We start from the raw sequence: 24,670 nt of genomic DNA, 5'->3' as shown, positions 1-24,670 counted from the left end.
CACAGGCCAGTTCCGTAATCACGGGCTGGTCATCGGCTGCAACCCCTACCCGTGACCCAGCAACCAAGGTAAGAGGCGCACTCATGACCGAGCCCGAACACAATCCCTTTGGCTTCATTGGCCTGACCTACGACGACGTCCTCCTCCTGCCCGGCCACACCGACGTCATCCCGTCCGAGGCAGACACCTCTTCACGGATCTCCAAGCGGATCAGCGTGCAGACGCCGCTGCTTTCCGCCGCCATGGACACCGTTACGGAGTCCCGCATGGCCATCGCCATGGCACGCCAGGGTGGCCTGGGCGTGGTGCACCGCAACCTGTCCATTGCCGATCAGGCGGACCAGGTTGACCGGGTCAAGCGGAGCGAGTCCGGCATGATCACCAACCCGCTCACCATTCGCCCCGAGGCGACGCTGCGTGAACTGGATGATCTCTGTGCCCACTACCGCGTCTCCGGACTGCCCGTCGTGGACGAGGACAACCGCCTGCTGGGCATCGTCACCAACCGCGACACCCGATTCGTCCCGGAGTCCGATTTCCCGCTGCGGCTGGTCAGTGACGTCATGACCAAGATGCCCCTGGTCACCGGGCACGTGGGCATCAGCCGCGAGGAAGCCTCGCACAAGCTGGCCACCAACAAGATCGAAAAGCTTCCGCTGGTGGACGACCAGGGCCGGCTGAAGGGCCTGATCACCACCAAGGACTTCACCAAGGCCGAGCAGTACCCGCTGGCCACCAAGGATGACGAAGGCCGGCTCCGCGTGGGTGCCGCCATCGGCTTCTTCGGGGACGGCTGGGAGCGCGCCATGACCCTGGTGGACGCCGGCGTCGACGCGCTGTTCGTGGACACTGCCAACGGCCACTCCCAAGGCGTGCTGGACATGATCCACCGCCTGAAGTCCGAGCCCGCCGCCGCGCATGTGGACATCATCGGCGGCCAGGCTGCCACCCGCGAAGGTGCACAGGCGCTGATCGACGCCGGTGCCGACGGCATCAAGGTGGGCGTCGGCCCGGGATCCATCTGCACCACCCGTGTGGTGGCCGGCGTGGGCGTCCCGCAGATCACCGCCATCTACGAATCCGCCAAGGCTGCCATCCCGGCCGGCGTGCCGCTGATCGCCGACGGCGGCCTGCAGTACTCGGGCGACATCGGCAAGGCCCTGGTGGCCGGTGCGGACACCGTCATGCTCGGCTCCCTGCTCGCCGGTTGCGACGAGTCCCCGGGCGAGCTGATCTTCGTCAACGGCAAGCAGTTCAAGTCCTACCGCGGCATGGGCTCCCTCGGCGCCATGCAGTCGCGCGGCAAGAACACGTCCTACTCGAAGGACCGCTATTTCCAGGCCGATGTGTCCGGCGACGACAAGCTCATCCCCGAAGGCATCGAAGGCCGTGTTGCCTACCGCGGTCCGCTGTCCTCGGTGGCGTACCAGCTGGTGGGCGGCCTGCGCCAGACCATGTTCTACACCGGCGCACCCACCATTCCTGAGTTGAAGGTCCGCGGCAAGTTCGTCCGGATCACCTCTGCCGGGCTGAAGGAATCGCACCCGCACGACATCCAAATGACCGTCGAGGCGCCAAACTACGGCTCGCGCTAAGCTGCGGCGGCACGTTTCCGCTGAGCGTGCATGAACAAAAGGAGGCAGAGGTGACCCTGCCTCCTTTTGTTTTGGCCTGAGACAGCTGCAAAACAGAATGTCAGACCCTCGTTGGATGATTCTTCTATGGGAATCGGCAGCGGTGTGGGGGCAGGTGTGCAGGGTGTTCAAGCCTCTGTGGCCGCCCTTGATGCGCTCACTGCCCTTGGTGCGCTCACTGCCCTTGGTGCGCTGGACCGGGAGGATGCTTTCCTGACTTCCGGGGTTGCTGTTGGTTCGGGCGCTGCTCTCGGTTCCGGCGTTGTTATTGGTCCGGGTGTCGATGTGCTGCAGCGGCGGTACGAGATCCGGCTGGAGCGGCTGGAACTGACGGCCCGGTTGGAGGCGCAGCTTGCCGCGATGAAGGCGCGGGATGCCGCCGAGGCCGTGGGGTTCCAGCAGGCCATGACCCCGCCCGACGCGTCCATTCAGGACCGCACCTACGCCGAGATGTCCGTGGTGGAGGAGATCGCCGGGGTCCTGACCGTCAGCTCCGCCGCTGCCGGTGCCCTGGTGGAACAGTCCCGGAAAATCTGCTCCCTCCCACCGGTGTTCCAGGCCCTGGCCACCGGCGCCATGTCCTGGCAGCACGCCCGCATCGTCGCGGACGAAACCGAGGGCCTCGATCCGGCCGGCGCTGCCGCGCTGGTGGCCCACTTCTTCGACCCCGACGCACCCCACCCCGCCCGCGGCGCAGCCCCTGGCGAACTCGTCCCCTCCCGGTTCCGGGCCAAAGTCCGCGCCTGGCGCGAACGCCACCACCCCGAGACACTGCAGAAACGCCACGCCAAAGGGGTGGCGGACCGGCGGATGGAATACACCCCGGACCGGGACGGGATGGCCTGGGTCTCGCTCTACCTCCCCGGCGACACCGCCTGCGCCATCTGGAACCGCACCACCGCCACCGCCCGCGGCCTCCAAGGCCCAAACGAACCACGCACCATCACCCAACTCCGCCCCGCCATCGCAGCATCCCTGCTCCTTGGATCAGCGAGCGAACCCGGCAAGGTCCCCACCCCGCGGGCCGACGTCCTGGTCACGGTGCCGGTGCTCTCCCTGCTCGGACTCACGGAGGAACCCGCCATGCTCGACGGGCTCGGACCCATCCCGGCATCCACCGCCCGCAAACTCGTCGCCGACGGCGCGGACTCCTTCTACCGCGTCCTGGTTGACCCGAGGGACGGGGCACCCTTGGAGATCGGCCGGAAGAACTACCGGCTCACCGAAACCATCAAACGCTGGATCAGGATGCGCGACGGCAAATGCACCTTCCCCGGCTGCACCAACCGCACCCCGGACAACGACACCGACCATTTGCAAGCCTGGGAATGTGGCGGAACCACCGGGGCCAGCAACCTGGCACAACTCTGCCCGAAACACCACCGGCTCAAACACCACACCCAATGGACACCAGAGCCGGCAACAGAAGACAGATCACCAGGCTGGACCTCACCCACCGGCCGCCACTACAAACCCGAACACCCCCACCCAGAACCCACACACTGGCCAGTAGAGATTCATGCGCAGGGCAGGACAGATGTTCCGGGCGGGACATTCGAGCCTAAAACCGGGGTAAATCTTAATGGGGAATTGCTGCGGGTGGGTGGCCATCGCCCGGACTTCCATTACCTGGATTGGTCCCCGGGAGAGGACGCCTTGCGGCGCTGTCTCCATTCCACCGGATGACTCCAGGCCTGTTCGAGCACTCCCAGCACTAGGCTGATTCCATGCCTCCAACACGCCATCCGGCGGAGCTGACTCCTAAGCGCGATCCGCAAAAGCGGCTTGCCTTGCGCCCCTATGCCAAGGCCGTGGCCCAAGTCCTCCGAGTGAGCTTCCGGGCATCCCCAGGCGCTGTGGTCATGAAGGTGCTCGGCTCCCTGATCTCCGCAGTGCTGCCGCTGGTCACCACCTACTTCGCGTCCCTCACCACCTCGGCGCTGGCCGCGGCATATGCGGGCGACGGCGGAGCAGGCCGAAGTGCTGTCGTCTACGTCATCATCACGGCCGCGCTGGGGCTGTTCTGGGGCGCCTTCAACAGCGTGGACCGCTACATCCAGCAGTTGATGAGTTTCAAGGTTGGCGCCATCGTGGGGGACCAGATGTATGAGCGGTTCCTCGCTCTCGAGTTCTGGCGCTACGACGACAAAGAGACGGTGGATCTATACGACCGGGCAAAGCGGTTCTCCGATTCCTATGCCCGCGTCCTGGACCGCATCGCCGCCATCTTCACGCAGCTGGTCTCGGTCATCCTGGCCATCGGCGCCCTGCTGCTGGTCAGCTGGTGGATCGCCGTCATCGTCCTGGTGGCGATCGTCCCCAGCGTGTACCTGCAGTTCAAGCTGTCCAGGGAGCAGATCGCGCACTGGAACACGCAGGTGGATTCACGCCGTCAGCGGCGCATGATTGAAACCAACCTCCTGCGGCCGCAACACATCGCCGAGATGCGGCTCTACGGCATTGTCGGCTTCCTCATGGGCCTTCGGTCCCGGCTCCGCGACGCGGACGAGCGGCGGCGCCTGGATTACCAGCGACGCTACATCCCCAAGCAGCTTGCCGCCGACGCACTCCAATACGGCGCGGAGGTGGTCTCGCTGATCTGGGTGGTGGGGCAGATCATTGCCCGCGCCGCCCCGGTGGGCCAGTTCCTCTACGTTCAGCAGATCGTCAGCCGTGCCCTGTCCACGGCGAACAACCTGGTGTCGTCCCTGAGCTCCATCGATGAGGACCTGGCTAACCTGAAGGACTACGAGCTGTTCATGGCGATGCCCATGCACTCGGAACACGCGCCTCCTCTGCTGCAAGCACCCAAGGAAGTGGAGCTGAAGGACATCCGCTTCACGTACACGGGCAGCGACATTGAAGTGATCAAGGGCATAAGCCTGACCATCCGCCAGGGCCAGCACATCGCCATCGTGGGGGAAAACGGTGCCGGCAAGTCCACCCTGATCCGCATCCTCGCAGGCCTCTACCGTCCCGACTCGGGGCAAGTCCTGCTCGACGGCGTGGACCTGGCCGCCGTCGACGTCACCTCCTGGCACCGGCACCTGGCGGTTCTCAGCCAGGAGTTCCTCAAGTACGAGTTCGCCACGGCCGCCGAGAACATCTACTTCGGCGATGTGGAGAGTCCTCGCGATGATGACCGCATCCGCAGGGCCGCAGCCGACGCCGAGGCACTCGACTTCATCAACAAGCTGCCCAACGGCCTGGATAACCACGTCAGCAACTGGATGGAAGACCCCCGCGGCCGGAAGGGGAGCGGCCTTTCCGGCGGTCAGTGGCAGCGCCTGGCGATGGCCCGGAACTTCTACCGGGACGCATCCTTCATGGTCATGGATGAGCCCACGTCCGCCATTGATGCGCTGGCCGAGCACCGGATCTTTACGCGTCTCTTCGCCGACCGCAGCAGCACCATCATCGCCATCAGCCACCGGCTGGCCACCATCGAGAAGGCGGACGTGGTGTACATGCTGGAGGACGGGCAGATCGTGGAGCAGGGAACCCACAAGGAGCTGGTGGCACTGCGCGGCCGCTATTTCCGCATGTTCGAGTCCCAGCTTTCCGTGGAGGAACCTGAAGGAGTCTGACGCAGGTTGTCGAAGCCCGCACTCCGCGCAGGGTACGGCGAAGACCATGCTCATCCACCAAAACCGGAAGAGACGGGCCCTTCGATGGGCACAACCCCGTGCCCGTTCCTGTGCATCACGGTTGCCTCGGCGCCGGCGTCTCCAACGCTTCCACCACGGTGGTGCGCACGCGGGCCACACTTGGCCGCGGCGGCACACTGCTGAAGCCGAACGTTACGGCCGGCCGGATGGGGGAGAGCGTCCCGGCGTTGGCACCTTCCCAAGTGACGACGGCGGAGGTCACGTGGTGCAGGTCGGTCACCCCATAGAACTCCGCCCTTCCACTGCCGGCAGTTCCGTAGGTGCGGGCGCCGGGTGCCGCGAGGGCAGCGAGTGGATTGACCGCGGCGAGCCAGCGGGGATGGACAGCAAGGCGCCGGGGCACTGCCTGAAGCACCGAACCCAGGCGAGTCCTGGCACCGGTGACGGCCCGGATTTCCAGCGGGCCGGCGTCGACCGTCAACCTGTGGCCGGCGAGCGAGGCGGAAACGTCCACCACCTGCACCTCGTCAAAGCTGTAGGTGGCGGCGATGAAGCCGGCAACTTCAGGCGTCGGTGCCAGCAGCAGCCGGTGTCCCGAAGGCTGCTGGACCATGACGTCCGAGAAGGATCCGAAGGGGGAGTCCTGCCATATTCCAACTACGGCGCGCAGCCCGGAAGTAGTACCAATGCCGGCGATATGCCCGTCAAATGTCCAGCGGCTGCCCATCACGCCACTGTAGCGGGAAGGGTGCGCCTTACAGAGGTCCGGAAGCCGGGTTGCCGTAGGGTCACGCCAAGAGGACCAGGTCCTCCCTGTCGGAAGGAAGCCCAATCGTAAGCTGGTCGCGGGAGCATCCACCGAGACTCCGGAGAAGGCTACGTGTTTGCCCCGCGCCGCCGCCACGGGCAGCGCTTTCCGTCAGGATCCGGCCCGGGCAAAGCCAGCGGACCTGCTGGGATAACCTAGAGCAGTGACTTATGAGATCGAGATCGGCCGTGGCAAGCGTGGGCGTCGTGCCTACTCCCTGGATGACATCGCAATCGTCCCCAACCGTCGCACCCGCGACCCCAAGGACGTCTCCGTCTCTTGGCAGATCGACGCCTACCAGTTCGACATGCCAGTGATCGCCGCTCCGATGGACTCGGCCATGTCCCCGGCCACGGCCATTGCCCTGGGCAAGCTGGGTGGCCTCGGCGTGCTGGATCTGGAAGGCCTCTGGACCCGGTACGAGGATCCGCAGTCGGTCCTCGATGAAATTGCGGCGCTTGAAGACAAGACCAACAGCCCCGTCGTCACCGGTCGGATGCAGGAGCTGTACCAGGCACCCATCCAGCCGGAACTCATCACGTCCCGCCTGGCCGAAATCCGCGAGGCCGGCGTCACCGTTGCCGGATCCCTGACCCCGCAGCGCACCCAGGAGCACTACAAGACGGTCCTGGCTGCCGGCGTCGATATCTTTGTCATCCGCGGCACCACCGTGTCGGCCGAACACGTCTCCAAGGACCACGAGCCCCTCAACCTCAAGCAGTTCATCTATGAACTCGACGTCCCGGTGATCGTGGGCGGCGCAGCCGGCTACACCCCGGCGCTGCACCTCATGCGCACCGGTGCCGCCGGCGTGCTGGTGGGCTTCGGTGGCGGCGCAACCACCACCACGCGGCGCGCCCTGGGCATCCACTCGCCCATGGCTTCCGCGATCTCCGACGTCGCCGCGGCACGCCGCGACTACATGGACGAATCCGGCGGCCGCTACGTCCACGTGATTGCCGACGGCGGCATGGGCACCTCGGGTGACATCGTCAAGGCAATCGCCATGGGCGCCGACGCCGTCATGCTGGGCAGTGCCCTTGCCAGGGCAGAAGAAGCGCCGGGCAAGGGCTGGCACTGGGGCCAGGAAGCCCACCACACCGAGCTGCCGCGCGGGGACCGCGCCAATGTCGGCACCGTTGGGCCGCTGGAGGAGGTCCTCTTCGGACCCGGCCACCACACAAACGGCACGTCCAACCTCATTGGTGCGCTGCGGCGCTCCATGGCGACCACCGGCTATTCGGACCTGAAGGAATTCCAGCGGGTCGACGTCGTCGTATCGCCTTACGAAGGAAACTAAGCACAGGTCAGGGCCGGGTGGGCACCACCCGGCCCTGCCCAAAGCACGCCCATTGCAAGTAGTGTGGGGTTACTACCGGCACTAGAGGCACTGGAGGCGTTCAATGAAGAGTGTTCCTGCAAACGGCGGGGTCCTTGGCCCCGAAGCCAGGGAAGCATCCATCCAGCGGCTGCGCGCCACAGCCGAACCCGGCCAGGAGCTGGACATTCTGATTGTGGGCGGTGGCATCGTTGGTGCCGGAGCAGCGCTGGACGCCGTGACCCGTGGGCTGAGCGTTGGCATCGTCGAGGCAAGCGACTGGGCCGCCGGTACCTCCTCAAGGTCATCCAAACTCATCCATGGCGGCCTGCGCTACTTGGAAATGCTGGACTTTGCCCTGGTCAAGGAGGCCCTGCAGGAACGCGGCCTGCTGCTCTCCGAGATTGCCCCGCACCTGGCGCGGCCGGTGCCCTTCCTTTACCCGCTCACCAAGCCGTTCATTGAGCGTCCGTACGTGGGCGCCGGCATCGCACTGTACGACGTCATGTCCATCTCCAGCGGACACAGCCGCGGCGTGCCGTTCCACAAGCACTTGAGCAAGCGCGGCACGCTGCGGGCGGCCCCCAGCCTGAAGAACGATGCCTTTGTGGGATCGATCAGGTACTACGACGGTCAGGTGGATGACGCCAAATACGTGGCCAACCTGGTCCGCACGGCTGCATACTACGGAGCGCATGCAGTGAACCAGATGGCGGTGGTGGACTTCCTGCGCGAGGGCGAGCGGGTGGTTGGAGCCAAGGTGGAGAACCGCGAGGACGGCACGCAGTTCAGCGTCCGCGCCAAGCAGGTCATCAATGCCACGGGTGTGTGGACCGATGAAACCCAGGCCATGGTGACGGACCGCGGCCAGTTGAAGGTGCGCGCCTCCAAGGGTATCCACCTGGTGGTTCCCCGGGACCGTTTCCAGTCCACCGTGGGGCTGATCCTGCGCACCGAGAAGTCGGTGCTGTTCGTCATCCCGTGGGGCAGGCACTGGATCATTGGCACCACCGACACGGACTGGCATCTGGACAAGGCGCATCCGGCAGCCTCCAGCAAGGACATCGACTACGTCCTGGAACACGTCAACCAGGTTCTGAAGCGGCCGCTCACCAGGGAAGACGTCGAAGGGGTCTATGCCGGGCTGCGGCCGCTGCTGGCCGGTGAAAATGACTCCACCGCCAAGCTCTCCCGCGAGCACGTGGTGGCGCATCCGGTTCCCGGCCTGGTGGTGGTGGCCGGCGGCAAGTGGACCACCTACCGGGTCATGGCCAAGGACGCCGTCGACGAGGCCACCCGCACCATGGACGAGCGGGTGCCGCCCAGCTGTACCGAGACCATCCCGCTGCTGGGCGCCAGCGGTTTCCGGGCGGCCTGGAACCGGCGGAACCGCACCGCGGAGGAATCCGGGGTGCACGTGGCGCGGATCGAGCACCTGCTCAACCGATACGGGTCCATGACCCCCGAAGTCCTGGAAATCATCGAGCAGAACCCTGAACTGGCTGAGCCTATCCCGGGAGCCGATGACTATCTTCAGGCCGAGGCCGTGTACGCAGCCACGCACGAGGGCGCCCGCCATGTGCAGGACGTCCTGACCCGACGGACGAGGATCTCCATCGAGGCGTGGGACCGCGGCGTGTCCGCTGCCCCTGTTGTCGCTAAACTGATGGGTGACGTCCTTGGCTGGAGCGAGGCACAGCGCGAAAACGAAGTCCGCCACTACCTTGCCCGTGTGGAGGCGGAACGCCTTAGCCAGCAACAGCCGGACGACGAATCCGCAGACGCTGCCCGCCTGGGCGCGGAAGACATCGTGCCCTTGCGTTGAGGGGCCGCTAGCCCCACTGCTGACCGAAGGGATACGCCTTGGCGGAACCACTGGACCCGTATGACGCCCATTTGACCACCGCCGACATGGTGATCCTGGAAATGGAGGCCAAGGACAAGACCGACGCCACCAACCAACTGGCAGAGCGGCTGCACGCGGCAGGGCGGATCTCAGATCTTGACGGGTTCCTGAAGAACGTTAACGCCCGGGAGCACCAACTGGCCACGGGGCTCCCGGGCGGCATCGGGTTGCCGCACGCAAGGAGCGAATTCGTCTCCCAAACGTCCATCGCGGTTGGAATCGCGAAGTACGGCCATGCGCTGGACTTTGGTGCCGCGGACGGTCCGGCCACGGTCATCCTGTTGATTGCCACCCCGGCCAGCTCCTTCTCGGACCACCTGGAGGTGCTGGCCACCCTGGCCCGGTCGCTCTCAAAGGAGTCTTTCCGGGAGTCGCTGCGTCGTGCGTACGACGCCGAAGTGATTGCCGAACTCATCAACTCCAGCCTGGTCTTCTTCGACCACTAGGCGCGGCTGGGATGGGCCGGTCCCGTTTCCGGTCCGGATGCCCTGGCGTTTAGTTGTTCTACAGAAGTACGAAGTACGGTTAAGACGTGTGGAAAACAGCCCTTAAGCCCCGATGGATCGCAGGCTTTATCTTCGCGATCGTTCTCTCCGGGGTCTTCGTGCTGCTGAGCCAGTGGCAGTTCGGGCGCTCCACCCAACCCGAGGTGCCGGTCAACCCGGCTTCTGAACAGGTCCAACAGCTCACAAGCACCCTGCAGCCCGGGGAGTTCTTCCACGGAAGCGTCGCAGACCAGATGGTGACGGCGCAGGGAACGTACAGCCCGGACAAGCAGGTCCTGGTTCCCGGCAGGCTCCACGACGGCAAAAGCGGCTACTGGGTGGTGTCCGCCTTCGCCGTCAACGGTGCCCCGGCCCTGACCGGCGCGGGCGCATCTCCCCAAACCTGGATCCCGGTGGCACGCGGGTGGGTAGCCGAGCCGGGGGATGCGGCAGCACCGCCGTCGGGCGTTGTTGAACTAACCGGACGCCTCCTGCCATCCGAGGCGCCGGTGGCCGGGAAGTCGCCCAAGCCGGGGGAGGCCACGGCTGTTTCCGTCGCCGAGCTCATCAACTACTGGGACGTGAGCAGCTACCCGGGCTTTGTGTCTGCCACCGCCGAGGTGGTGGGCGGCCAGGACGTCAGCGCCTCAGCCGTCCCTGGAAAGCTCCTGCCCCTGGATATCGGGCCGCAGCCCCCCGGGCAGCACATCAACTGGCTCAACCTGTTCTATTCCATCGAATGGGTCGTCTTCGCCGGTTTCGCCTTCTTTATCTGGTGGCGCCTGGTCAAGGACGACTACCACCGCGATCTCGAGGAGGCCCTCGAGGACGCCGATGAAGCCCCCGCAGGCGGCCTCCACGAAACACAGCCTCTTCAGCAGCAGCCTAACCAGCACCAGCCTGAACAGCAGCAGCCTGACCAGCACCAGCAGAAGGTACAGCCATGATTGATCCGAAACCCGCCACCCCATCCCCGCAGGCATCCGGCGGCAAGACTTCCGGCAAGAAGCGCCGCTTCGGCGGTACTGAGGCACAGATCCGGTCGGCCCTGAAGTTCTACAAGGTCATGGCCTACCTCACCGGCACCATGCTGCTCCTGCTCTGCGCCGAACTCGTGGCGCGGTACGGCTTCGGGCAGTACCTGTTCGCGGGCGGCACCAACGCAGTGACCGGCCAGCCGTTCGGCTTCGGATTCGCCGACGCCGAACCGGCCGGGGTGATCAACGGCGTCAACGTCTCCGTCACGGTGCTGATCGTGCACGGCTGGATGTACGTGGTGTACCTGATCTCCAACTTCCGGCTGTGGTCGCTTATGCGCTGGCCGTTCCTGAAGCTAATCCTGCTGGCACTGGGTGGCGTGGTGCCGTTCCTGTCCTTCATCGTCGAGAAGAAGTTCCACGCCGAGGTGGAGGCCGAGCTGGCCGCCAACCCGCAGGCCCCGCAGCGCTACTGATCCCCTCCGCAGTGGGCTGCGCACAGGCAGCCGACCGGCCGCCGTCGGACGTTTGCTCCGTCACAGCGCGGCCTCCCAAGGTGCGCCGGTGCAACGGCGCCAAGTAGGCTATTACGGTGACTACTCCCACTGCATCCCAGACTTCCCAGAAGCCGGTGCTGGTTGTTGATTACGGTGCCCAGTACGCGCAGCTGATTGCCCGCCGCGTCAGGGAAGCGAATGTGTATTCGGAAGTGGTTCCGCATACTTACTCCACCGAGCAGCTCCTGGCCAAGAATCCCGCCGCCATCATCCTTTCCGGCGGCCCTTCCAGCGTTTATGCCGACGGCGCCCCGAGCGTTGGTGCCGACCTCTTCGAGGCCGGCGTCCCCGTCTTTGGCATCTGCTACGGGTTCCAGGCCATGGCCAACGCGCTGGGCGGCAAGGTGGACAAGACCGGCCTGCGGGAGTACGGATCCACCGAGACCACCATCCTGGGCGAGGGGCGTTCCGTGCTGAAAGGCATGCCCCAGCACCAGAAGACCTGGATGAGCCACGGCGACTCCGTCCACTCTGCGCCCGAAGGCTTCGAGGTGCTGGCCACGACCGCGGGCGCGGAGGTGGCTGCCTTCGCCAACGAGGAAAAGGGTCTCTTCGGTGTGCAGTGGCACCCGGAGGTCAAGCACTCCGCCTACGGACAGCAGGTGCTTGAAAACTTCCTGTTCAACTGCGCCAAGATTGAGCCCAACTGGACCACCGGAAACATCCTGGAGGAGCAGGTGGAGCGGATCCGCCAGCAGATCGGGGATTCCCGGGTAATCTGCGGGCTCTCCGGCGGCGTCGATTCAGCAGTGGCGGCAGCGCTGGTCCAGCGCGCCGTGGGCGACCAGCTCACCTGTGTGTTCGTGGACCACGGACTGCTGCGCGAGGGCGAAGCGGAACAGGTGGAACGCGACTTCGTGGCCGCCACCGGCGTCAAGCTGTACGTGGCCAACGAACAGGAGCGCTTCCTTTCGGCACTGGCAGGCGTCAGCGATCCCGAAACCAAGCGCAAGATCATTGGCCGCGAGTTCATCCGCGCCTTCGAAGAAGCCGAACTGGCCATCATTGCCGAGGCTGCCGCGCACGGCGAGAAGATCAAGTTCCTGGTCCAGGGCACCCTCTACCCGGACGTCGTCGAATCCGGCGGCGGCGAAGGTGCCGCTAACATCAAGAGCCACCACAATGTGGGCGGGCTTCCCGAGGACCTGCAGTTCGAGCTTGTCGAACCGCTGCGAGCCCTGTTCAAGGATGAAGTCCGCGCCGTGGGCGCCCAGCTGGGGTTGCCGCAGGAGATCGTGGGCCGCCAGCCGTTCCCCGGCCCCGGCCTGGGCATCCGGATCGTCGGCGAGGTCACCAAGGAGCGGTTGGACCTGCTCCGCAAGGCGGACGCCATCGCGCGCGCCGAGCTGACCGAGGCCGGCCTGGACAACGAGGTCTGGCAGATGCCGGTAGTGCTGCTGGCGGACGTCCGCAGCGTCGGCGTCATGGGCGACGGCCGCACCTACGGCCACCCCATCGTGCTGCGTCCCGTTTCGTCCGAGGACGCCATGACCGCCGACTGGTCACGCCTGCCCTACGACCTCCTGGCCAGGATTTCCAACCGGATCACCAACGAGGTGGACGGCGTCAACCGGGTGGTGCTGGACGTCACCAGCAAGCCGCCGGGAACCATCGAGTGGGAATAGCTTCCTAAGTGGCCGGCCTCCGCCAGCGGGGGCCGGCCACTGCTTTTCCCGAATGAATCCTCCGCAATTTCCCGTGCTCCAGTGTTGCGGTCGCTCAAGTCCGGCGCCGAAGCGGCTACTCTCGAACCTATGCCGGTATGGTCCAGGACGTCACGTGCAAACGCAGAAAAGAAGGCAGAAGTGTCAGTTGGTCAAGGCCACCCGGAGGGCTCGGAAGAGCTTCGTAAATGGCTGTCCGGGCTCAAACCCGTCACCGGCGCGGACACGATGCTGCGCTTCACCAAGACGCCCGAAGGTTCCATCGACCTCACCTCGGCACACCCCTCCGGACTCGCCCAGCTCATGGCCGGGCGCCGCACCCGCCTGTCCACGCTGATCCGGGACCGGCAGCAGTACGTGGTCGCGGCAAGGGCTTCACGCAACATCCGGTCCAAGATCTTTGAGCTCGCCAATGACCGCGGTATCGATGCCGGGTACCTGTCCGCAGGCACCGTGGTGTGGACATCCGCCGTCGGGGGCAAACCCCAGCGTGTGTCCGCCCCCGTGATGCTGACCGCCATCTCCCTCACGGTTCGGCCAGGGGAGGACGACTTTGAACTGCAGCTCACCGAGCAGGCACAGATCAACCCGGCATTGGTGCGGCACCTGAAGAACATCCACGGCATCGTCTTCGACGTCAACGCCGTGACCCGCCTGGCCTACAGCACCGCCCGGTTCGACCCCCAGCCCGTCCTGGACCGGCTGGCCACCCTGATCCGGCCCATCCACGGGGCGGAAACCCAGCACAACCTGCTCGTTTCCACCTTCGCCGACCTCTCCGGCAACCTCGACGACCCCTGGATCAACGACACACACCCCATCGTGTCCGCACTGGCCACCGCCGCCGGCGGCGAGATGGTGGACATTGAAGAACCGGACCCGTCCCGCTTCCCGCAGCTGGACAACCGGCACCCCAAGGACGAACTGCTCCTGCTGGACGCGGACACGGACCAGCAGTACGTAATCGATGCAGCCCGCGCCGGGGACTCCCTGGTGGTCAGCAGCCCGCCCGGTACCGGCCAGACCCAGACCGCGATCAACACAATCGGTGCCCTGGTGGATGCCGGAAAGACCGTGCTGGTGGTGGGCGACCGGCGCGCCAGCCTCAATGAGGTGTCCGGACACCTGGAGTCGCTGGGACTGGAGTCCATCCTGTTCCAGCTCACCGGGAATGTCACCGCCCAACAGCTGAAGGGCCAGTTGGTCCGGGCGATCGTCCGGAACGAGAAGTCGCTGGAACCGCAGCTCGGGAACCTGCACCACACCCTTACCGAGCACCGGCATGCGCTGATGGATCACGTGGCATCGCTGCACAACGTCCGCGATCGGTGGGGCTGCTCGCCGTACCAGGCCATGCAGTCCCTCGCCGAACTCACGTCCATCCATCCGGCACCGGCCACCACCGTCCGGCTTAAGCGCAGCGTCCTGGACAGCATCCGGGACCGCGATGAACTGGCCGGCCGGCTTCGCCGTGCTGCCGAACTGGGCAGCTTCAGCAAGGCGGCCACCACCAGCCCCTGGCACGGCGCAAGGCTGCTGACCCGCAAGGAAACCGAGGAAGCCCAGGACCTGGTCCGGTCCGTGGCCAAGAGCCTTCCCATCCTCCGCGACCGGATGGACGCGGTTGCCGAGCACGCCGAAATCCGTCTGGGCGAATCCTTTGCCGAGTGGGGCGAGCAGCTGGAACTGCTGGTTGCCGTCCGCGGCAGCCTGGACAAGTTCACCCCGGACATCTTCGACCGCCCGGTGACGGACCTGATCTCCGCCACTGCACCGTCCTCGTGGCGGCGTGAGCGCGGCATCGAGCTGACGGCCATGCAGCGCTCCAGGCTGCGCCGGGTGGCCAAGGAATATGTGCGTCCGGGCGTCCACATCGCGGACCTGCACTCGTCCCTGCTGCTGGTGCAGGAACAGCGGGCCCTGTGGGCGGGATACGCCACAACGCAGCGGCACCCTGCCGTTCCATCGGGCCTGGCCGAAATGAACGCCATGTACCGCTCCCTGGACAAGGAGTTGGCGCAGCTGGGCGAGGCGCTGCGGCATACGGAAGACGGTGGGTCGCTGACCGGCGTTCCCTACCCGCAGCTGATGGAACGCCTGGAGCGCCTGGTGGCGGACACCGATACGCTCAAGACCCTGCCCGAACGCACACTCCTCATCGAGAACATGCGCGAACACGGCCTGGGTGAACTCCTTGCCGACCTTGCCGAACGGGAAGTACCCGAAGGATCGGTCGCGGCCGAATTGGAACTGGCCTGGTGGCAGTCCGCGCTCGAGGCAATGATCAGCGGTGACGACTACCTGGCCATGTCCGACGGCGACGCACTGCGCCGGCTCGAAGCAGAGTACCGCCTCGCAGACAATGCGCACATTGCCAGCGGCGCAGCCCGGCTGCGGTGGGCCCTGGCGGAGCGGTGGCGCACCGCTATTGCCGCCCAGCCGCGGCAGGCCGGCCTCCTGCGCAGCCTGCTGAAGGACGGGCGGGTCTCCCTGCCCGCCCTGACCGCACAGGCGCCTGACCTGATCGGGACGCTGGTTCCCGTCTGGTCTGTCAGTCCCTACCTCATGACGGGCCTGCTGCCAGCGGAGCAGCATTTCGACGCGGTGGTGATCCTCGATGCTGAGGCCACCTCCCTGCAGGCCGTCCTGCCCTCGATTGCCCGTGCACGGCAGGTCATTGCCTTCGGTGATTCCCGCATAGCAACGCCACGGACCTTCACCGTGGGAGTGGAGCGGCTGGCGCCCGGCGAGTCGGCGCACCACCGTGTGGAAAGCGCCTTTACCGCGCTCTCCGCCGTCCTGCCGGTATGGCGGCTCAATGTGGTGTATCGCGCGGTGGACGAGGACTTGGTCCTCCAGCTGAGTAAGAGCTTTTACGACGGCGGCCTGCGCCGGCTGCCGGAAGGGCAGTCCGCCACGGGGCTGGACCGCTCCCTGTTGGTTGAGTACCTGCCGGACGGCACCGGCCTGCCCAGTGCCGACCACGAGGGTGTGGAATCCGTCGTGGCGGAGGTCAACCGCGTTGTGGAACTGGTCTTCGAGCACGCCAGGATGCGCCCCCGAACGTCCCTCGCGGTCGTAACCGCCAGTCTCCGGCACGCGGCCCGGATTGGCGAGTCCATCAGGCTCCAGCTGTCCAACCAGCCCGGCCTCGCCGGATTCTTCGGTGCCGGCCCGGAGTCCTTCCGGGTGGTTGACCTGGAACGCGCCCAAGGCCTGGTGCGTGACCACGTCATCTTCTCACCGGGATTCGGGCGGACCCCCCACGGCCGTGCACTCCACAACTTCGGGCCGCTGTCCGCCGAGGGTGGCCGGGAAAAGTTTGCCCTGGCGATGACCCGGGCACGGCGTTCCCTGCACGTGCTGACCTGCTTCCGGCCGGAAGACCTGGACCACACCCGCCTCACCCACGGGGCGGTGGACCTTTACACGCTGCTGAACCGGGAAATCTCCGGCAACACGGACCTGGGCACTCCGGCGTCCCGTGCCGCTGCCAGCGAACAGGCACTGGGAGCGGATCCCCTGGTAGCGGATCTGGGGGACAGGCTGCGCGCCCGCGGCGCCCGGGTGTGGCACCAGTACGACGGCGCCATCGACGTTGTTGCCGCGGCCGACCCCCTGAACACCATGGGCCAGGACGACCTGGACCTGCCCCGGCCTGTGGCCATCGAATCCGACGGCACCAAGCAGTACCGCGCCATGAGCGTGCGTGAACGCAGCCGGCTGCGCCCGGAACTGCTGGAACGCCTGGGCTGGCGCTACATGCCGCTGTGGACCATCGAAGTCTTCACCGACCCCTCGACCTGCGCCGACCGCATAGCGGGGTACCTGGGACTTGAGAACATCGTGCTCCCTGGCAGGACCACGACCTCTACGGGCTTCCTTGACGACGACGTCCACCAGGCGCTCAATGGAATCGATACCGCATCATCGGCAGCTTCCGCGGGCAAAGAAGATTTGAGCAGAGAAGAATTGAGCAAGGAAGACAGGGCCGGGAAAGCCGGTCCCGAGGAAGACATGCACTACGACGAGAACAAGAACGGAAACCCTGAACCTGGCACTGACGCTGCTGCGTCGGGGGCGCCTGCGGCACCCGGCCCGAATGCCCCTGCGGCGCGCGCGGCACAGGGCGGCAGCGAGGAAATCCTTCCGAGCAAGGCCGCAGAGGACGATGCGCGCAGCTGGGGAGACCGGGAGGACGACCACGACACGTGGTTGAAGGAACAGAAACCACCGCACTGGGGCTGACCGCGCAGGGCTGACCAGGGGTTCCGGGTTGGATGTGTGCCTGGTTTGGATGGAGCGCCCGGCTTCGGCCTTGCATGGCTGATGTCACGGCGGCCCGACAAGGACGAAGAACAGCCGGCCCTGGGTTGAGGCTCCGGCCAGACGGGACGATTGTTCTGCGTTGGCCGCCACCACGATTAGTCCATCCGTCTCCGTGGTGCCCAGCCATTGCCCGCCCTGGCCGCCGTTGTTCGACGTCCACAGGACGGGTACGGCAGATGCCAGGACCTGGGAGGGACCCTGCTGGTCAAACCCGGTGGCTGGCGTCAGCACCACATTGACCAGTTGGCCGGGGGAGACCAGCTGTGTGGACGAAGGGTCCGCCATGCGCAGGGGAACAGCCGCTGAACCGGGCGGAGTGCCAGCCAGCAGTCCGGGACCCAGCAGTTGGGCGTCCGTGAGGAGCTGGCCCTTGCGCATGGGCGCGGCCAGCTGCTTGCCCGTTGCGGCGGCGTCATCCTGCAGGAAGCCGTCCGCCACCATTCCCGGCGGCACCTGGACGTGAGCCAAATCTGCTGTGGTGACGGCGCTTCCGGCGGGAAGATCCCGGGCGGCGGCCAGCGCCCTAACAGTGGAGAGCGGGGCAGGAGTGAGCTGCTGGACCGCAAGGGCTGCAGCTGCGCATAACAACAACGCCGCAGCGAGCCTGCGGTTGCGGTTCACCCAGCTGGCAAACCGCGCCCCCGGTGAACGCTCTTTGCCGCGGCGTGCGATGTTTCGGGGGCTGGCGGGACGCCGGTAGTGGTCGCGGCGACGGCGGGGAAGTCTGGGCATGCGCCCACGCTAGTTGCGGCAACCGCACCTGGGCAGCCAGAACGAACGCTATGTGGACAAAGGCGGCCGGCGCTGGAATGCGCCGACCGCCGTCGAACTTAAGGCTTATGCCTGTCTAGCTGGCTGCCGGAGCCGAAGCGGCGGGGGCGGCAGCGGGCGCAGCCGGAGCCGCGGCAGGCGCGGGGGAGACGGAGCTGCCCTTGGAATCGCGCGAGTCGGTGCGGTAGAAACCGGAGCCCTTGAAGACGACACCCACGCTGTTGAACTTCTTCCGCAACGTGCCCTGGCATTCGGGGCAGGACGTCAGGCTACTGTCCGAAAACGACTGGACAATGTCGAAGGCGTGGCCGCAATCCTTGCAGGCGTAAGCATATGTTGGCACTGGTGCTCCTCCTCTTGGGCAAACGAGAGGTCCCGTGCTGCCACTTGGTAAACCATTAGCAGTCGCAGGGCCTGAGTGCTAATTCTATCACTGCCCCTGGACGGGCCGGGGTCAGGCGCCGCCCGTGAGCGGCTGGTACCCGGACGGCGCAAGGACCGCCGGGACCGGCCGGTCGAACTCCTCTGCAGGAATCCGCCCCGCAGGCAGCAATTCATCGTCGTAGATAACAGCGGCCAGGGGAATTTCCTTCCCGGCTGTCGCAAGGTGTCCCAGGAACTTGTCGTAGTACCCGCCGCCCTGGCCGATCCTGTTACCGGCACGATCCACCGCGGTGGCCGGAATGAAAAGCACTGCCGCTGCGCCTGCTGTCTCCGGCCCGTGCCGGGGTCCGGCGGGCTCAAGGATGGGTGCAAATTTGCTGCGTTCAAAGCTGGTTTCCGGCGTCCAGAACACCCAGCTCAACTCCCTGCCGGGTTCACACACCGGAAGCAGCACTCTGTGTCCGCTGCTGTGCAAAGCATTCACGAGCGGCAGGGTGGGCGGTTCTTGTCCCACGCCGAGGTACACGCACGCTATGCCGGGCTGGCCGCCGGTAACCGTCCCGGCCCAGGCTTCGCCGTGCACAGCCAAGGCGTTGCCTGCCGCTTCCAGTTGCGCCGGGGTTAGGCCCGCTCGCCGGCGTCGGTGGGCGGCCCGGATATCGTCCTTGACCGCGTTCGTTTCCTGCAGCATGGTGTCCTTCCTGCGTTGCCGGCACTCAGCGGCTTCTGGCCGGATGCCAGCCTGCCGCGCCGGTGGTTACTGAAATGCTTGACGCTGACGTTAGATTAGTCCGGTGAGCACCAGTAACCCCAGAGTCCGCAAAGCCGTCATTCCCGCCGCGGGCCTGGGCACCAGGTTCCTGCCCGCCACGAAGGCGATGCCCAAGGAAATGCTTCCCGTCGTGGATAAGCCTGCCATCCAGTATGTGGTGGAGGAAGCCGTGCACGTGGGCCTCAACGACGTGCTGATGATTACCGGCCGCAACAAGCGCGCCCTGGAAGACCACTTCGACCGGGTGCCCTCCCTCGAATCGACGCTGGAGGACAAGGGCGACACGGAAAAGCTTGCGTCCATCCAGGCGGCCAGCCAATTGGGCGACATCCACTACGTCCGGCAGGGCGACCCCCACGGACTGGGGCATGCGGTGCTCCGGGCAAAGCAGCACGTGGGCAACGAAGCCTTCGCCGTCCTGCTGGGGGATGACCTGATTGATGCCCGCGACGAACTGCTCAGCACCATGATCGACGTGCAGGCGAAAACGGGCGGGTCCGTCGTTGCGCTCATCGAGGTGGAGCCCTCGCAGATCAGTGCTTACGGCTGCGCCGACATCCAGGAGATTGACGGAGAAGACTACGTCCGCGTCAACCGGCTGGTGGAGAAGCCCACGCCCGAGGAAGCTCCGTCGAACCTTGCGCTGATCGGGCGCTATGTCCTGCACCCGGCCGTGTTCGAAGTCCTCGAGCACACCGAGCCGGGGAGGGGTGGAGAAATCCAGCTGACGGACGCCCTCCAGGAGCTTGCCACCGGTGATGCCCAGGGGCATGGTGTCTACGGAGTGGTGTTCCGCGGCCGCCGCTACGACACCGGAGACAAGCTGAGCTACCTCAAGGCCTGCGTCCAGTTGGCCGTCGACAGCGAAGACCTGGGCCCGGGCCTGCGGGAATGGCTGCCCGGCTTCGCCGCCGACCTTTCCCGGTAACCCAATGCACACAGGTCCTATTTGGCCAGTCACCCTCGAGTCGGGCGACCTGGTCCTGCGGCCCATCCGGTACCGCGACAAGAAAGAGTGGACCGAGGTACGGTCGCGCAACAGTGAATGGCTGGCGCCGTGGGAGGCATCCAACCCGGACCCGGCGGGCGGCCTCCCTGACTACCGGCACATGGTCCGCTCGCTCAATCTGCAGGCTGCCCAGGCCACTGCTCTGCCTTTCCTCATCACCGAGTGGCAGCCGGGCCTTCGGAAACCCGCCATCGTGGGGCAGCTGACAGTATCTTCCATCGTCTGGGGTTCGGCCATGATGGCCACCTTGGGATACTGGGTGGACCAGGGCAGGGCAGGACGGGGGATAGCGCCCACCTCCGTGGCGCTGGTAACCGACCACTGCTTCCAGGCGCTTGGCCTTCACCGCATGGAAATCAACATCCGGCCCGAGAACGGACCAAGCCTGCGGGTGGTGGAGAAACTGGGCTTCCGGGACGAAGGGTACCGGCCACGTTTTCTGCACATCAATGGCAAGTGGGCCGACCACCGCTCGTTCGCCCTCACTGCGGAAGAAGTCCCGGAGGGCCTGTTGGGCCCTTGGCTGGCATCGCGCCGGTCATAAATCCAATGGTTTGCCCTCAGGGGCACGACACACCCTTGGTAATGCGGCCTGAGCAGGCATGATGCTCATACGGTTTTGAGTGTGGACTTCCCCCTTAGCAGCTCAGTGATCCTTGTGGTTGCCGTCGCGCTCTGGATTGTATGGGTTGCCCCTTACGTCCTCCGGAACCGCAGGCACCAGTTCCAGCCCGCCGGCGACTTCCTGGCAGACGCCCCCGCCGATGAAAGGCCGGACCCGCATCCCGGCCTGGTCCTGAACGTCGCCGCCCAGCAGGAGAAAGCCATGGAACCCAGGAAGAGTGCCGCAGGCGCTGCAAGCACCCCACCCCCGCCCAGGTTCCGCGTCCGCTACGGCCGCACTGCCCTGGCCCTTGTGGGACTGCTGTCCCTGGTCACCGCCTTCATCTCGGGTGTGCTGCTTCCGTTCGGCATCGGATCGCCTGCTCTTCCCTTCACCTGCACCCTGGTGACCGTCGCGTCGGTGGCACTGCTGCGCTGGCTCGCTGTCCGTGACCGCAGGGCGAAGGTGAACGCCGCCTTCCGCTCTGCCATGAGTGCCCCGGCACGCCGCCCGCAAGACGCCGTCGTTATTCCTGCCAAGCCCGAGGTGGCTCCCGTGATGCCGGAAAGCACGCTCTTCGATGCGGAGGCGGGCCAGGCGAAGGTTAAGCCGCTGACGGCCGTGGAGCTGCGTGAAGCGGCCCTCGCCGTCGCAGTGGCTGCCGGTGACACCAGCGCCGCAGCTCCGTCCCCCATTCCCGTGGGCACGCCCTGGGAGCCGGTGGAGGTTCCCAAGCCTGTTTACGTGGAGGCGGCCAAGGCTGAGCGCCCTGAGCCGGAGCCGTTGGAGCTGCCGGAAGCGCCCAAAGCAGTCGGCAAGCCGTCCTTGAAGAAGGGGGCTGCGGAGGCAACGGCAGCAGAGGGCGGCGAAACGGAACAGTTGAGCGCCCAGCAGTTGTCCAAGGCACAGAGCGCCCTGAGTAACCTCGACGACGTCCTCCAGCGCCGCCGCGCCTAGGGCCAAGCGGGGGAGCTTCGCATTACCGGCAGATGCCCGTGTGCGTCGATTGGCGTTGGGGATGGAAAATTTGTAGCCTAGGGACACCGGTTCCGCACCAGCCTGGGATATCTTGCAGGAGGCAGCTGGTTCCGGGGCTATAGCTCAGTTGGTAGAGCGCTTCGTTCGCATCGAAGAGGTCAGGAGTTCGAATCTCCTTAGCTCCACTAAAAGAGCCCGCTGGAAACAGCGGGCTCTTTCGTTGCCTCTTGCCCCATGCTGCGAAGCCTGTCCGCGAAACGCCGGGCAATGCGCGCGCGCTTCCTGCAGTACAGGCCTAGAGTAAGCCCATGGGAATCATCATCGGCCTTCTGGTCCTCTGGCTCATCCTGTCCATCCTTGGCTTCGTCGTGAAGGGCCTTCTCTGGCTCGCCATCATCGGCCTGGTCCTCTTCGTCGCCACCGGCGTCTGGGGTTGGCTGAAACGCAGGGCCAACGCCTGATCATCATCCGCCTGCCGGGCTGCTGTGCGGCCAGGTAGGCGGCTGGTACCAACCGCCCAAGGACTCTGGTCTTTTCGTACCGGCGGCGCCACGCTGGCTCCATGAGCCTTGCAGCGAAGCCGGGCGGCCTGACGCCCTTGATTCCTCCGGTCCGGCGCAACCTTGCCGCCAACCACGCCCTGCACCCGGACCGCCCGTGGATCCGTGTCCTTCGGGTCCTCACAGGGCTGGCCGTCCTCGCCGCAGTGGTCCAGAAGACGGTGGATGCCACCCTGCCCGGCAACGATGTGGACATTGCCCAGCTGTATTCGGAATTCACCGTGCAGGGGAACCTCGCTTTTGGTCTTGTCCTGATGATTTCGGGAGTACGGCGGCGCGGCTCGCTGCCGTACTGGTGGGACCACTTCTTCGGCGGACTGGTCCTGTACCTGGTCATGACCGGGATCATCTACGTGGTGCTCGTGGCTCCGCCGGGCGAGCCCTGGTGGACCTGGGACCTGTACTGGCCGCAGCTTGTCCACCACCGCCTGGCCCCGTTGGTGGCAGCCCTTGACTGGGTCCTGGTAACCCGCACGGTCCGCGGCCCCTGGTGGCGGCCCGCTGCGTGGCTGGGCTACCCCGTAGTGTTCCTGGCCTTCTCGTGGATCCGGGGCGGGCTGGACGGGTGGTATGTCTACGACTTCCTTGACCCCACCATCGACGGCGGCTGGCCCAGGGTGCTGGCAACCACCGGCCAGGTCCTGGCCGCGTTCCTGGCAGTTGCGGTCCTGGTGCACAGCGCGGGCAACGCGCGGGCGGCGCTGGCAGCCGGGAAGGCCGTCCGGGCCAGGGTTCCTAGATCCAGCCCTTCTTTTTGAAGATCCCGTACATGAGCGCCCCGGCGGCAACCATGAGGACCAGGGCGTAGGGATAGCCGAAGGTCCAGTGGAGCTCGGGCATGGTGTCGAAGTTCATCCCGTAGATGCCGGCGACGAAGGAAGGCGCGAACAGGATGGCAGCCCAAGAGGAAATTTTCTTCACCTGCTCGTTTTGCTCGGCGCTGGCCTCGTTCTGCCGGTTCGCCGTGAGGGTTCCGTCCAGGGTCAGGGCGTTTTGCAGCAGGTCCCGGAAGGAATCCGCCCGGGAAATCACCCGCTCGACATGGTCTTCCACATCGCGCAGGCGGTGCCGCAGGTCGCCTTCAACCTGGTACTTTTCGAAGCCCCTTTTGAGCTGGTCCAGCATCTCCGGCAGGGGGTGGATGGCGCGCTGGAATTGGATGACTTCACGTGCCAGTTCATAGATGCGGCGGGACACGGAAGAGTCGCCGCTGAACAGCTGGTCCTCGATCTCGTCAATGTCGTTCTCCAGCCCGGCCACCACCGGCGCGTAGTCGTCCACCACGCGGTCCAGCAGGGCATACAGCACCGCTTCGGGTCCGTACTGGAGGAGATCAGGCCTTTCCTCCAGCCGCCGTCGAACGGTGGCCACACCAGCTGTTTCGGCGTGCCGTACGGTCACCACGAAGTTCTTGCCCGTGAAGACGTGGAGTTCACCGAACTCCACCGTCTCGTCCTCATCCAGGTACCGCGCCGGCCGGAGTACCGTGAAAAGGTTGTCATCGTAACGCTCCAGCTTGGGCCGCTGGTGGGCCGAAACAGCGTCCTCCACCGCGAGGGCGTGGAGCCCGAACTCGGCGGCCACAGCAGCCATTTCCTCAGCGGTGGGCCGGTAGAGCCCGATCCAGGCCATGCCGCCGTGCCGGGCCAGGGTCTCAAAGGTCTGTTCCAGGTTTTCAGGCTCTGCGTGGCGGACGCCGTTGACGTAGACGGCGTTATCGATGATGGTCATTCAGGAAATCCTAGCCGCCGGGGCTGTCGCGCTGCTGAGGCCGCTGATAAGGGGTTCGGTGCGGTAGGGGATGTGGGTGTGCAGGGCCAGCACCGTCTCCGTCCGGATCACGCCCTTGATCCTCAGGACCTGCCGGAGGGACGACTGGAGGTTGTGCGTGTCGGTGGCCACCACCCGGCACCATACGTCGCCGCGTCCGGAGATCTCGTGGACTTCCAGGACCTGTGGGATGAGCCGCAGCGCCGCCACAACGCCGTCGAGCTCACGGTGGGAGACCTCGATGGTCACGAACGCCACCACGTCATAGCCCACCGCCTCCAGGTCCACTTCGCGGCCGCCCGGGCGCAGCACCCCGGCCCGCAGCAGCCGCCGCACGCGGGACTGGGCCGTGTTGCGGGCGATGCCCAGGGACTCGCTGAGCTCGCCGATCTGGATCCGGGGATCCCTGATGAGGGCCAGGAGGATCTTCAGGTCCGTGGGATCCAGCTTGTTCAAGATCGTCACTCTCCATCACGCTGCGCTTCGTAAATTGATTATTCTGCTCAATTATCCTCGCAGTAATGGATGGATAGGGC

Annotated in this window: 21 protein-coding genes and 1 tRNA gene; 16 read left to right on the top strand and 6 right to left on the bottom strand. The window is 65.8% G+C overall.

Annotation, left to right across the window (positions count from 1 at the left end; genetic code table 11):
* Positions 1 to 83: 83 nt before the first annotated feature.
* The 3 genes from guaB to LFT46_RS14010 all read left to right on the top strand — a co-directional run bounded on the left by guaB (position 84) and on the right by LFT46_RS14010 (position 5,221).
* Complete coding sequence (gene guaB / locus LFT46_RS14020) at positions 84 to 1,595, top strand: IMP dehydrogenase (RefSeq protein ID WP_142133152.1); 1,512 nt, start codon at positions 84 to 86, stop codon at positions 1,593 to 1,595.
* A 126-nt stretch (positions 1,596 to 1,721) separates the two neighbouring features.
* Entirely contained in the window at positions 1,722 to 3,320 is a 1,599-nt protein-coding gene (locus tag LFT46_RS14015; protein WP_236820146.1) for an HNH endonuclease signature motif containing protein, read from the top strand.
* 41 nt (positions 3,321 to 3,361) lie between these two features.
* Positions 3,362 to 5,221 carry an ABC transporter ATP-binding protein gene (locus LFT46_RS14010; protein WP_236799040.1) on the top strand — a complete coding sequence of 620 codons (1,860 nt, stop codon included), beginning with the start codon at positions 3,362 to 3,364 and terminating at the stop codon, positions 5,219 to 5,221.
* 115 nt (positions 5,222 to 5,336) lie between these two features.
* Here the strand turns inward: LFT46_RS14010 and LFT46_RS14005 are convergent, their stop codons facing one another.
* The gene (locus LFT46_RS14005; RefSeq protein WP_236799039.1) at positions 5,337 to 5,969 is read right to left on the bottom strand and encodes a hypothetical protein; all 633 of its coding nucleotides are present in this window, start codon (positions 5,967 to 5,969) and stop codon (positions 5,337 to 5,339) included.
* A 244-nt stretch (positions 5,970 to 6,213) separates the two neighbouring features.
* Here LFT46_RS14005 and LFT46_RS14000 point away from each other — a divergent pair, with 244 nt between their 5' ends.
* The 7 genes from LFT46_RS14000 to LFT46_RS13970 all read left to right on the top strand — a co-directional run bounded on the left by LFT46_RS14000 (position 6,214) and on the right by LFT46_RS13970 (position 17,205).
* A complete protein-coding gene (locus LFT46_RS14000; protein ID WP_236799038.1) occupies positions 6,214 to 7,350 on the top strand; it encodes a GuaB3 family IMP dehydrogenase-related protein in 1,137 nt (378 codons plus the stop codon).
* A 103-nt stretch (positions 7,351 to 7,453) separates the two neighbouring features.
* Complete coding sequence (locus tag LFT46_RS13995) at positions 7,454 to 9,193, top strand: glycerol-3-phosphate dehydrogenase/oxidase (RefSeq protein ID WP_236799037.1); 1,740 nt, start codon at positions 7,454 to 7,456, stop codon at positions 9,191 to 9,193.
* Between the two features lie 38 nt (positions 9,194 to 9,231).
* Positions 9,232 to 9,720, top strand: a complete 489-nt coding sequence (locus tag LFT46_RS13990) for a PTS sugar transporter subunit IIA (RefSeq protein WP_018769223.1) — start codon at positions 9,232 to 9,234, stop codon at positions 9,718 to 9,720.
* An 86-nt stretch (positions 9,721 to 9,806) separates the two neighbouring features.
* Complete coding sequence (locus LFT46_RS13985) at positions 9,807 to 10,706, top strand: SURF1 family protein (protein ID WP_236799036.1); 900 nt, start codon at positions 9,807 to 9,809, stop codon at positions 10,704 to 10,706.
* Positions 10,703 to 11,212, top strand: a complete 510-nt coding sequence (locus LFT46_RS13980) for a DUF3817 domain-containing protein (protein WP_236799035.1) — start codon at positions 10,703 to 10,705, stop codon at positions 11,210 to 11,212. Before LFT46_RS13985 ends, LFT46_RS13980 begins: the two co-directional genes overlap by 4 nt.
* Positions 11,213 to 11,328: 116 nt before the next feature.
* Positions 11,329 to 12,918 carry a glutamine-hydrolyzing GMP synthase gene (gene guaA, locus LFT46_RS13975; protein ID WP_236820145.1) on the top strand — a complete coding sequence of 530 codons (1,590 nt, stop codon included), beginning with the start codon at positions 11,329 to 11,331 and terminating at the stop codon, positions 12,916 to 12,918.
* Between the two features lie 129 nt (positions 12,919 to 13,047).
* Positions 13,048 to 17,205 carry a DUF4011 domain-containing protein gene (locus tag LFT46_RS13970; protein ID WP_236820144.1) on the top strand — a complete coding sequence of 1,386 codons (4,158 nt, stop codon included), beginning with the start codon at positions 13,048 to 13,050 and terminating at the stop codon, positions 17,203 to 17,205.
* An 84-nt stretch (positions 17,206 to 17,289) separates the two neighbouring features.
* Here the strand turns inward: LFT46_RS13970 and LFT46_RS13965 are convergent, their stop codons facing one another.
* From LFT46_RS13965 to LFT46_RS13955, 3 genes are all read right to left on the bottom strand, one after another.
* Entirely contained in the window at positions 17,290 to 18,018 is a 729-nt protein-coding gene (locus LFT46_RS13965) for an RcpC/CpaB family pilus assembly protein (protein ID WP_236799032.1), read from the bottom strand.
* Positions 18,019 to 18,133: 115 nt separating this feature from the next.
* Positions 18,134 to 18,400, bottom strand: coding sequence for an FmdB family zinc ribbon protein (locus tag LFT46_RS13960; RefSeq protein WP_236799031.1), 267 nt, complete (start codon positions 18,398 to 18,400; stop codon positions 18,134 to 18,136).
* 111 nt (positions 18,401 to 18,511) lie between these two features.
* A complete protein-coding gene (locus tag LFT46_RS13955) occupies positions 18,512 to 19,132 on the bottom strand; it encodes a 5-formyltetrahydrofolate cyclo-ligase (RefSeq protein ID WP_236799030.1) in 621 nt (206 codons plus the stop codon).
* A 103-nt stretch (positions 19,133 to 19,235) separates the two neighbouring features.
* Between LFT46_RS13955 and galU the strand changes: the two genes are divergently transcribed.
* The 6 genes from galU (at position 19,236) to LFT46_RS13925 (ending at position 23,122) form a co-directional block, all read left to right on the top strand.
* On the top strand, positions 19,236 to 20,141 hold the full coding sequence (gene galU, locus LFT46_RS13950) for a UTP--glucose-1-phosphate uridylyltransferase GalU (RefSeq protein WP_236799029.1): 906 nt from the start codon (positions 19,236 to 19,238) through the stop codon (positions 20,139 to 20,141).
* A 4-nt stretch (positions 20,142 to 20,145) separates the two neighbouring features.
* On the top strand, positions 20,146 to 20,766 hold the full coding sequence (locus LFT46_RS13945; RefSeq protein ID WP_236820143.1) for a GNAT family N-acetyltransferase: 621 nt from the start codon (positions 20,146 to 20,148) through the stop codon (positions 20,764 to 20,766).
* A 105-nt stretch (positions 20,767 to 20,871) separates the two neighbouring features.
* Positions 20,872 to 21,783: a hypothetical protein gene (locus tag LFT46_RS13940; RefSeq protein ID WP_236822046.1), complete on the top strand. Its 912-nt coding sequence runs from the start codon at positions 20,872 to 20,874 to the stop codon at positions 21,781 to 21,783.
* Positions 21,784 to 21,916: 133 nt separating this feature from the next.
* Positions 21,917 to 21,989: transfer RNA gene (locus LFT46_RS13935), tRNA-Ala, on the top strand.
* A gap of 123 nt (positions 21,990 to 22,112) precedes the next feature.
* Positions 22,113 to 22,265: a hypothetical protein gene (locus LFT46_RS13930; protein WP_236799027.1), complete on the top strand. Its 153-nt coding sequence runs from the start codon at positions 22,113 to 22,115 to the stop codon at positions 22,263 to 22,265.
* 101 nt (positions 22,266 to 22,366) lie between these two features.
* Positions 22,367 to 23,122 carry a Pr6Pr family membrane protein gene (locus LFT46_RS13925; RefSeq protein WP_236820142.1) on the top strand — a complete coding sequence of 252 codons (756 nt, stop codon included), beginning with the start codon at positions 22,367 to 22,369 and terminating at the stop codon, positions 23,120 to 23,122.
* Here LFT46_RS13925 and corA read toward each other — a convergent pair.
* Both corA and LFT46_RS13915 read right to left on the bottom strand, forming a co-directional pair.
* Complete coding sequence (gene corA / locus LFT46_RS13920) at positions 23,100 to 24,095, bottom strand: magnesium/cobalt transporter CorA (protein ID WP_236799025.1); 996 nt, start codon at positions 24,093 to 24,095, stop codon at positions 23,100 to 23,102. The genes LFT46_RS13925 and corA overlap by 23 nt on opposite strands.
* Positions 24,096 to 24,590: an Lrp/AsnC family transcriptional regulator gene (locus LFT46_RS13915; RefSeq protein ID WP_236799024.1), complete on the bottom strand. Its 495-nt coding sequence runs from the start codon at positions 24,588 to 24,590 to the stop codon at positions 24,096 to 24,098.
* Positions 24,591 to 24,670 lie beyond the last annotated feature (80 nt).

The organism is Arthrobacter sp. FW306-07-I (genome assembly GCF_021800405.1).
GTDB lineage: Bacteria > Actinomycetota > Actinomycetes > Actinomycetales > Micrococcaceae > Arthrobacter.
The sequence above is the reverse complement of the archived record's forward strand: the minus strand, read 5'-3'. Positions and strand labels throughout refer to the sequence as shown.

Coding starts and splice junctions, on each gene's coding strand:
- LFT46_RS13945 (WP_236820143.1), top strand. CDS start 20,146: ATGCACACAGGTCCTATTTGGCCAGTCACCCTCGAGTCGGGCGACCTG.
- LFT46_RS13930 (WP_236799027.1), top strand. CDS start 22,113: ATGGGAATCATCATCGGCCTTCTGGTCCTCTGGCTCATCCTGTCCATC.
- LFT46_RS14005 (WP_236799039.1), bottom strand. CDS start 5,969: ATGGGCAGCCGCTGGACATTTGACGGGCATATCGCCGGCATTGGTACT.
- LFT46_RS13980 (WP_236799035.1), top strand. CDS start 10,703: ATGATTGATCCGAAACCCGCCACCCCATCCCCGCAGGCATCCGGCGGC.
- LFT46_RS14010 (WP_236799040.1), top strand. CDS start 3,362: ATGCCTCCAACACGCCATCCGGCGGAGCTGACTCCTAAGCGCGATCCG.
- LFT46_RS13995 (WP_236799037.1), top strand. CDS start 7,454: ATGAAGAGTGTTCCTGCAAACGGCGGGGTCCTTGGCCCCGAAGCCAGG.
- corA (WP_236799025.1), bottom strand. CDS start 24,095: ATGACCATCATCGATAACGCCGTCTACGTCAACGGCGTCCGCCACGCA.
- LFT46_RS13955 (WP_236799030.1), bottom strand. CDS start 19,132: ATGCTGCAGGAAACGAACGCGGTCAAGGACGATATCCGGGCCGCCCAC.
- LFT46_RS13965 (WP_236799032.1), bottom strand. CDS start 18,018: ATGCCCAGACTTCCCCGCCGTCGCCGCGACCACTACCGGCGTCCCGCC.
- guaB (WP_142133152.1), top strand. CDS start 84: ATGACCGAGCCCGAACACAATCCCTTTGGCTTCATTGGCCTGACCTAC.
- LFT46_RS13970 (WP_236820144.1), top strand. CDS start 13,048: ATGCCGGTATGGTCCAGGACGTCACGTGCAAACGCAGAAAAGAAGGCA.
- LFT46_RS13925 (WP_236820142.1), top strand. CDS start 22,367: ATGAGCCTTGCAGCGAAGCCGGGCGGCCTGACGCCCTTGATTCCTCCG.
- LFT46_RS14015 (WP_236820146.1), top strand. CDS start 1,722: ATGGGAATCGGCAGCGGTGTGGGGGCAGGTGTGCAGGGTGTTCAAGCC.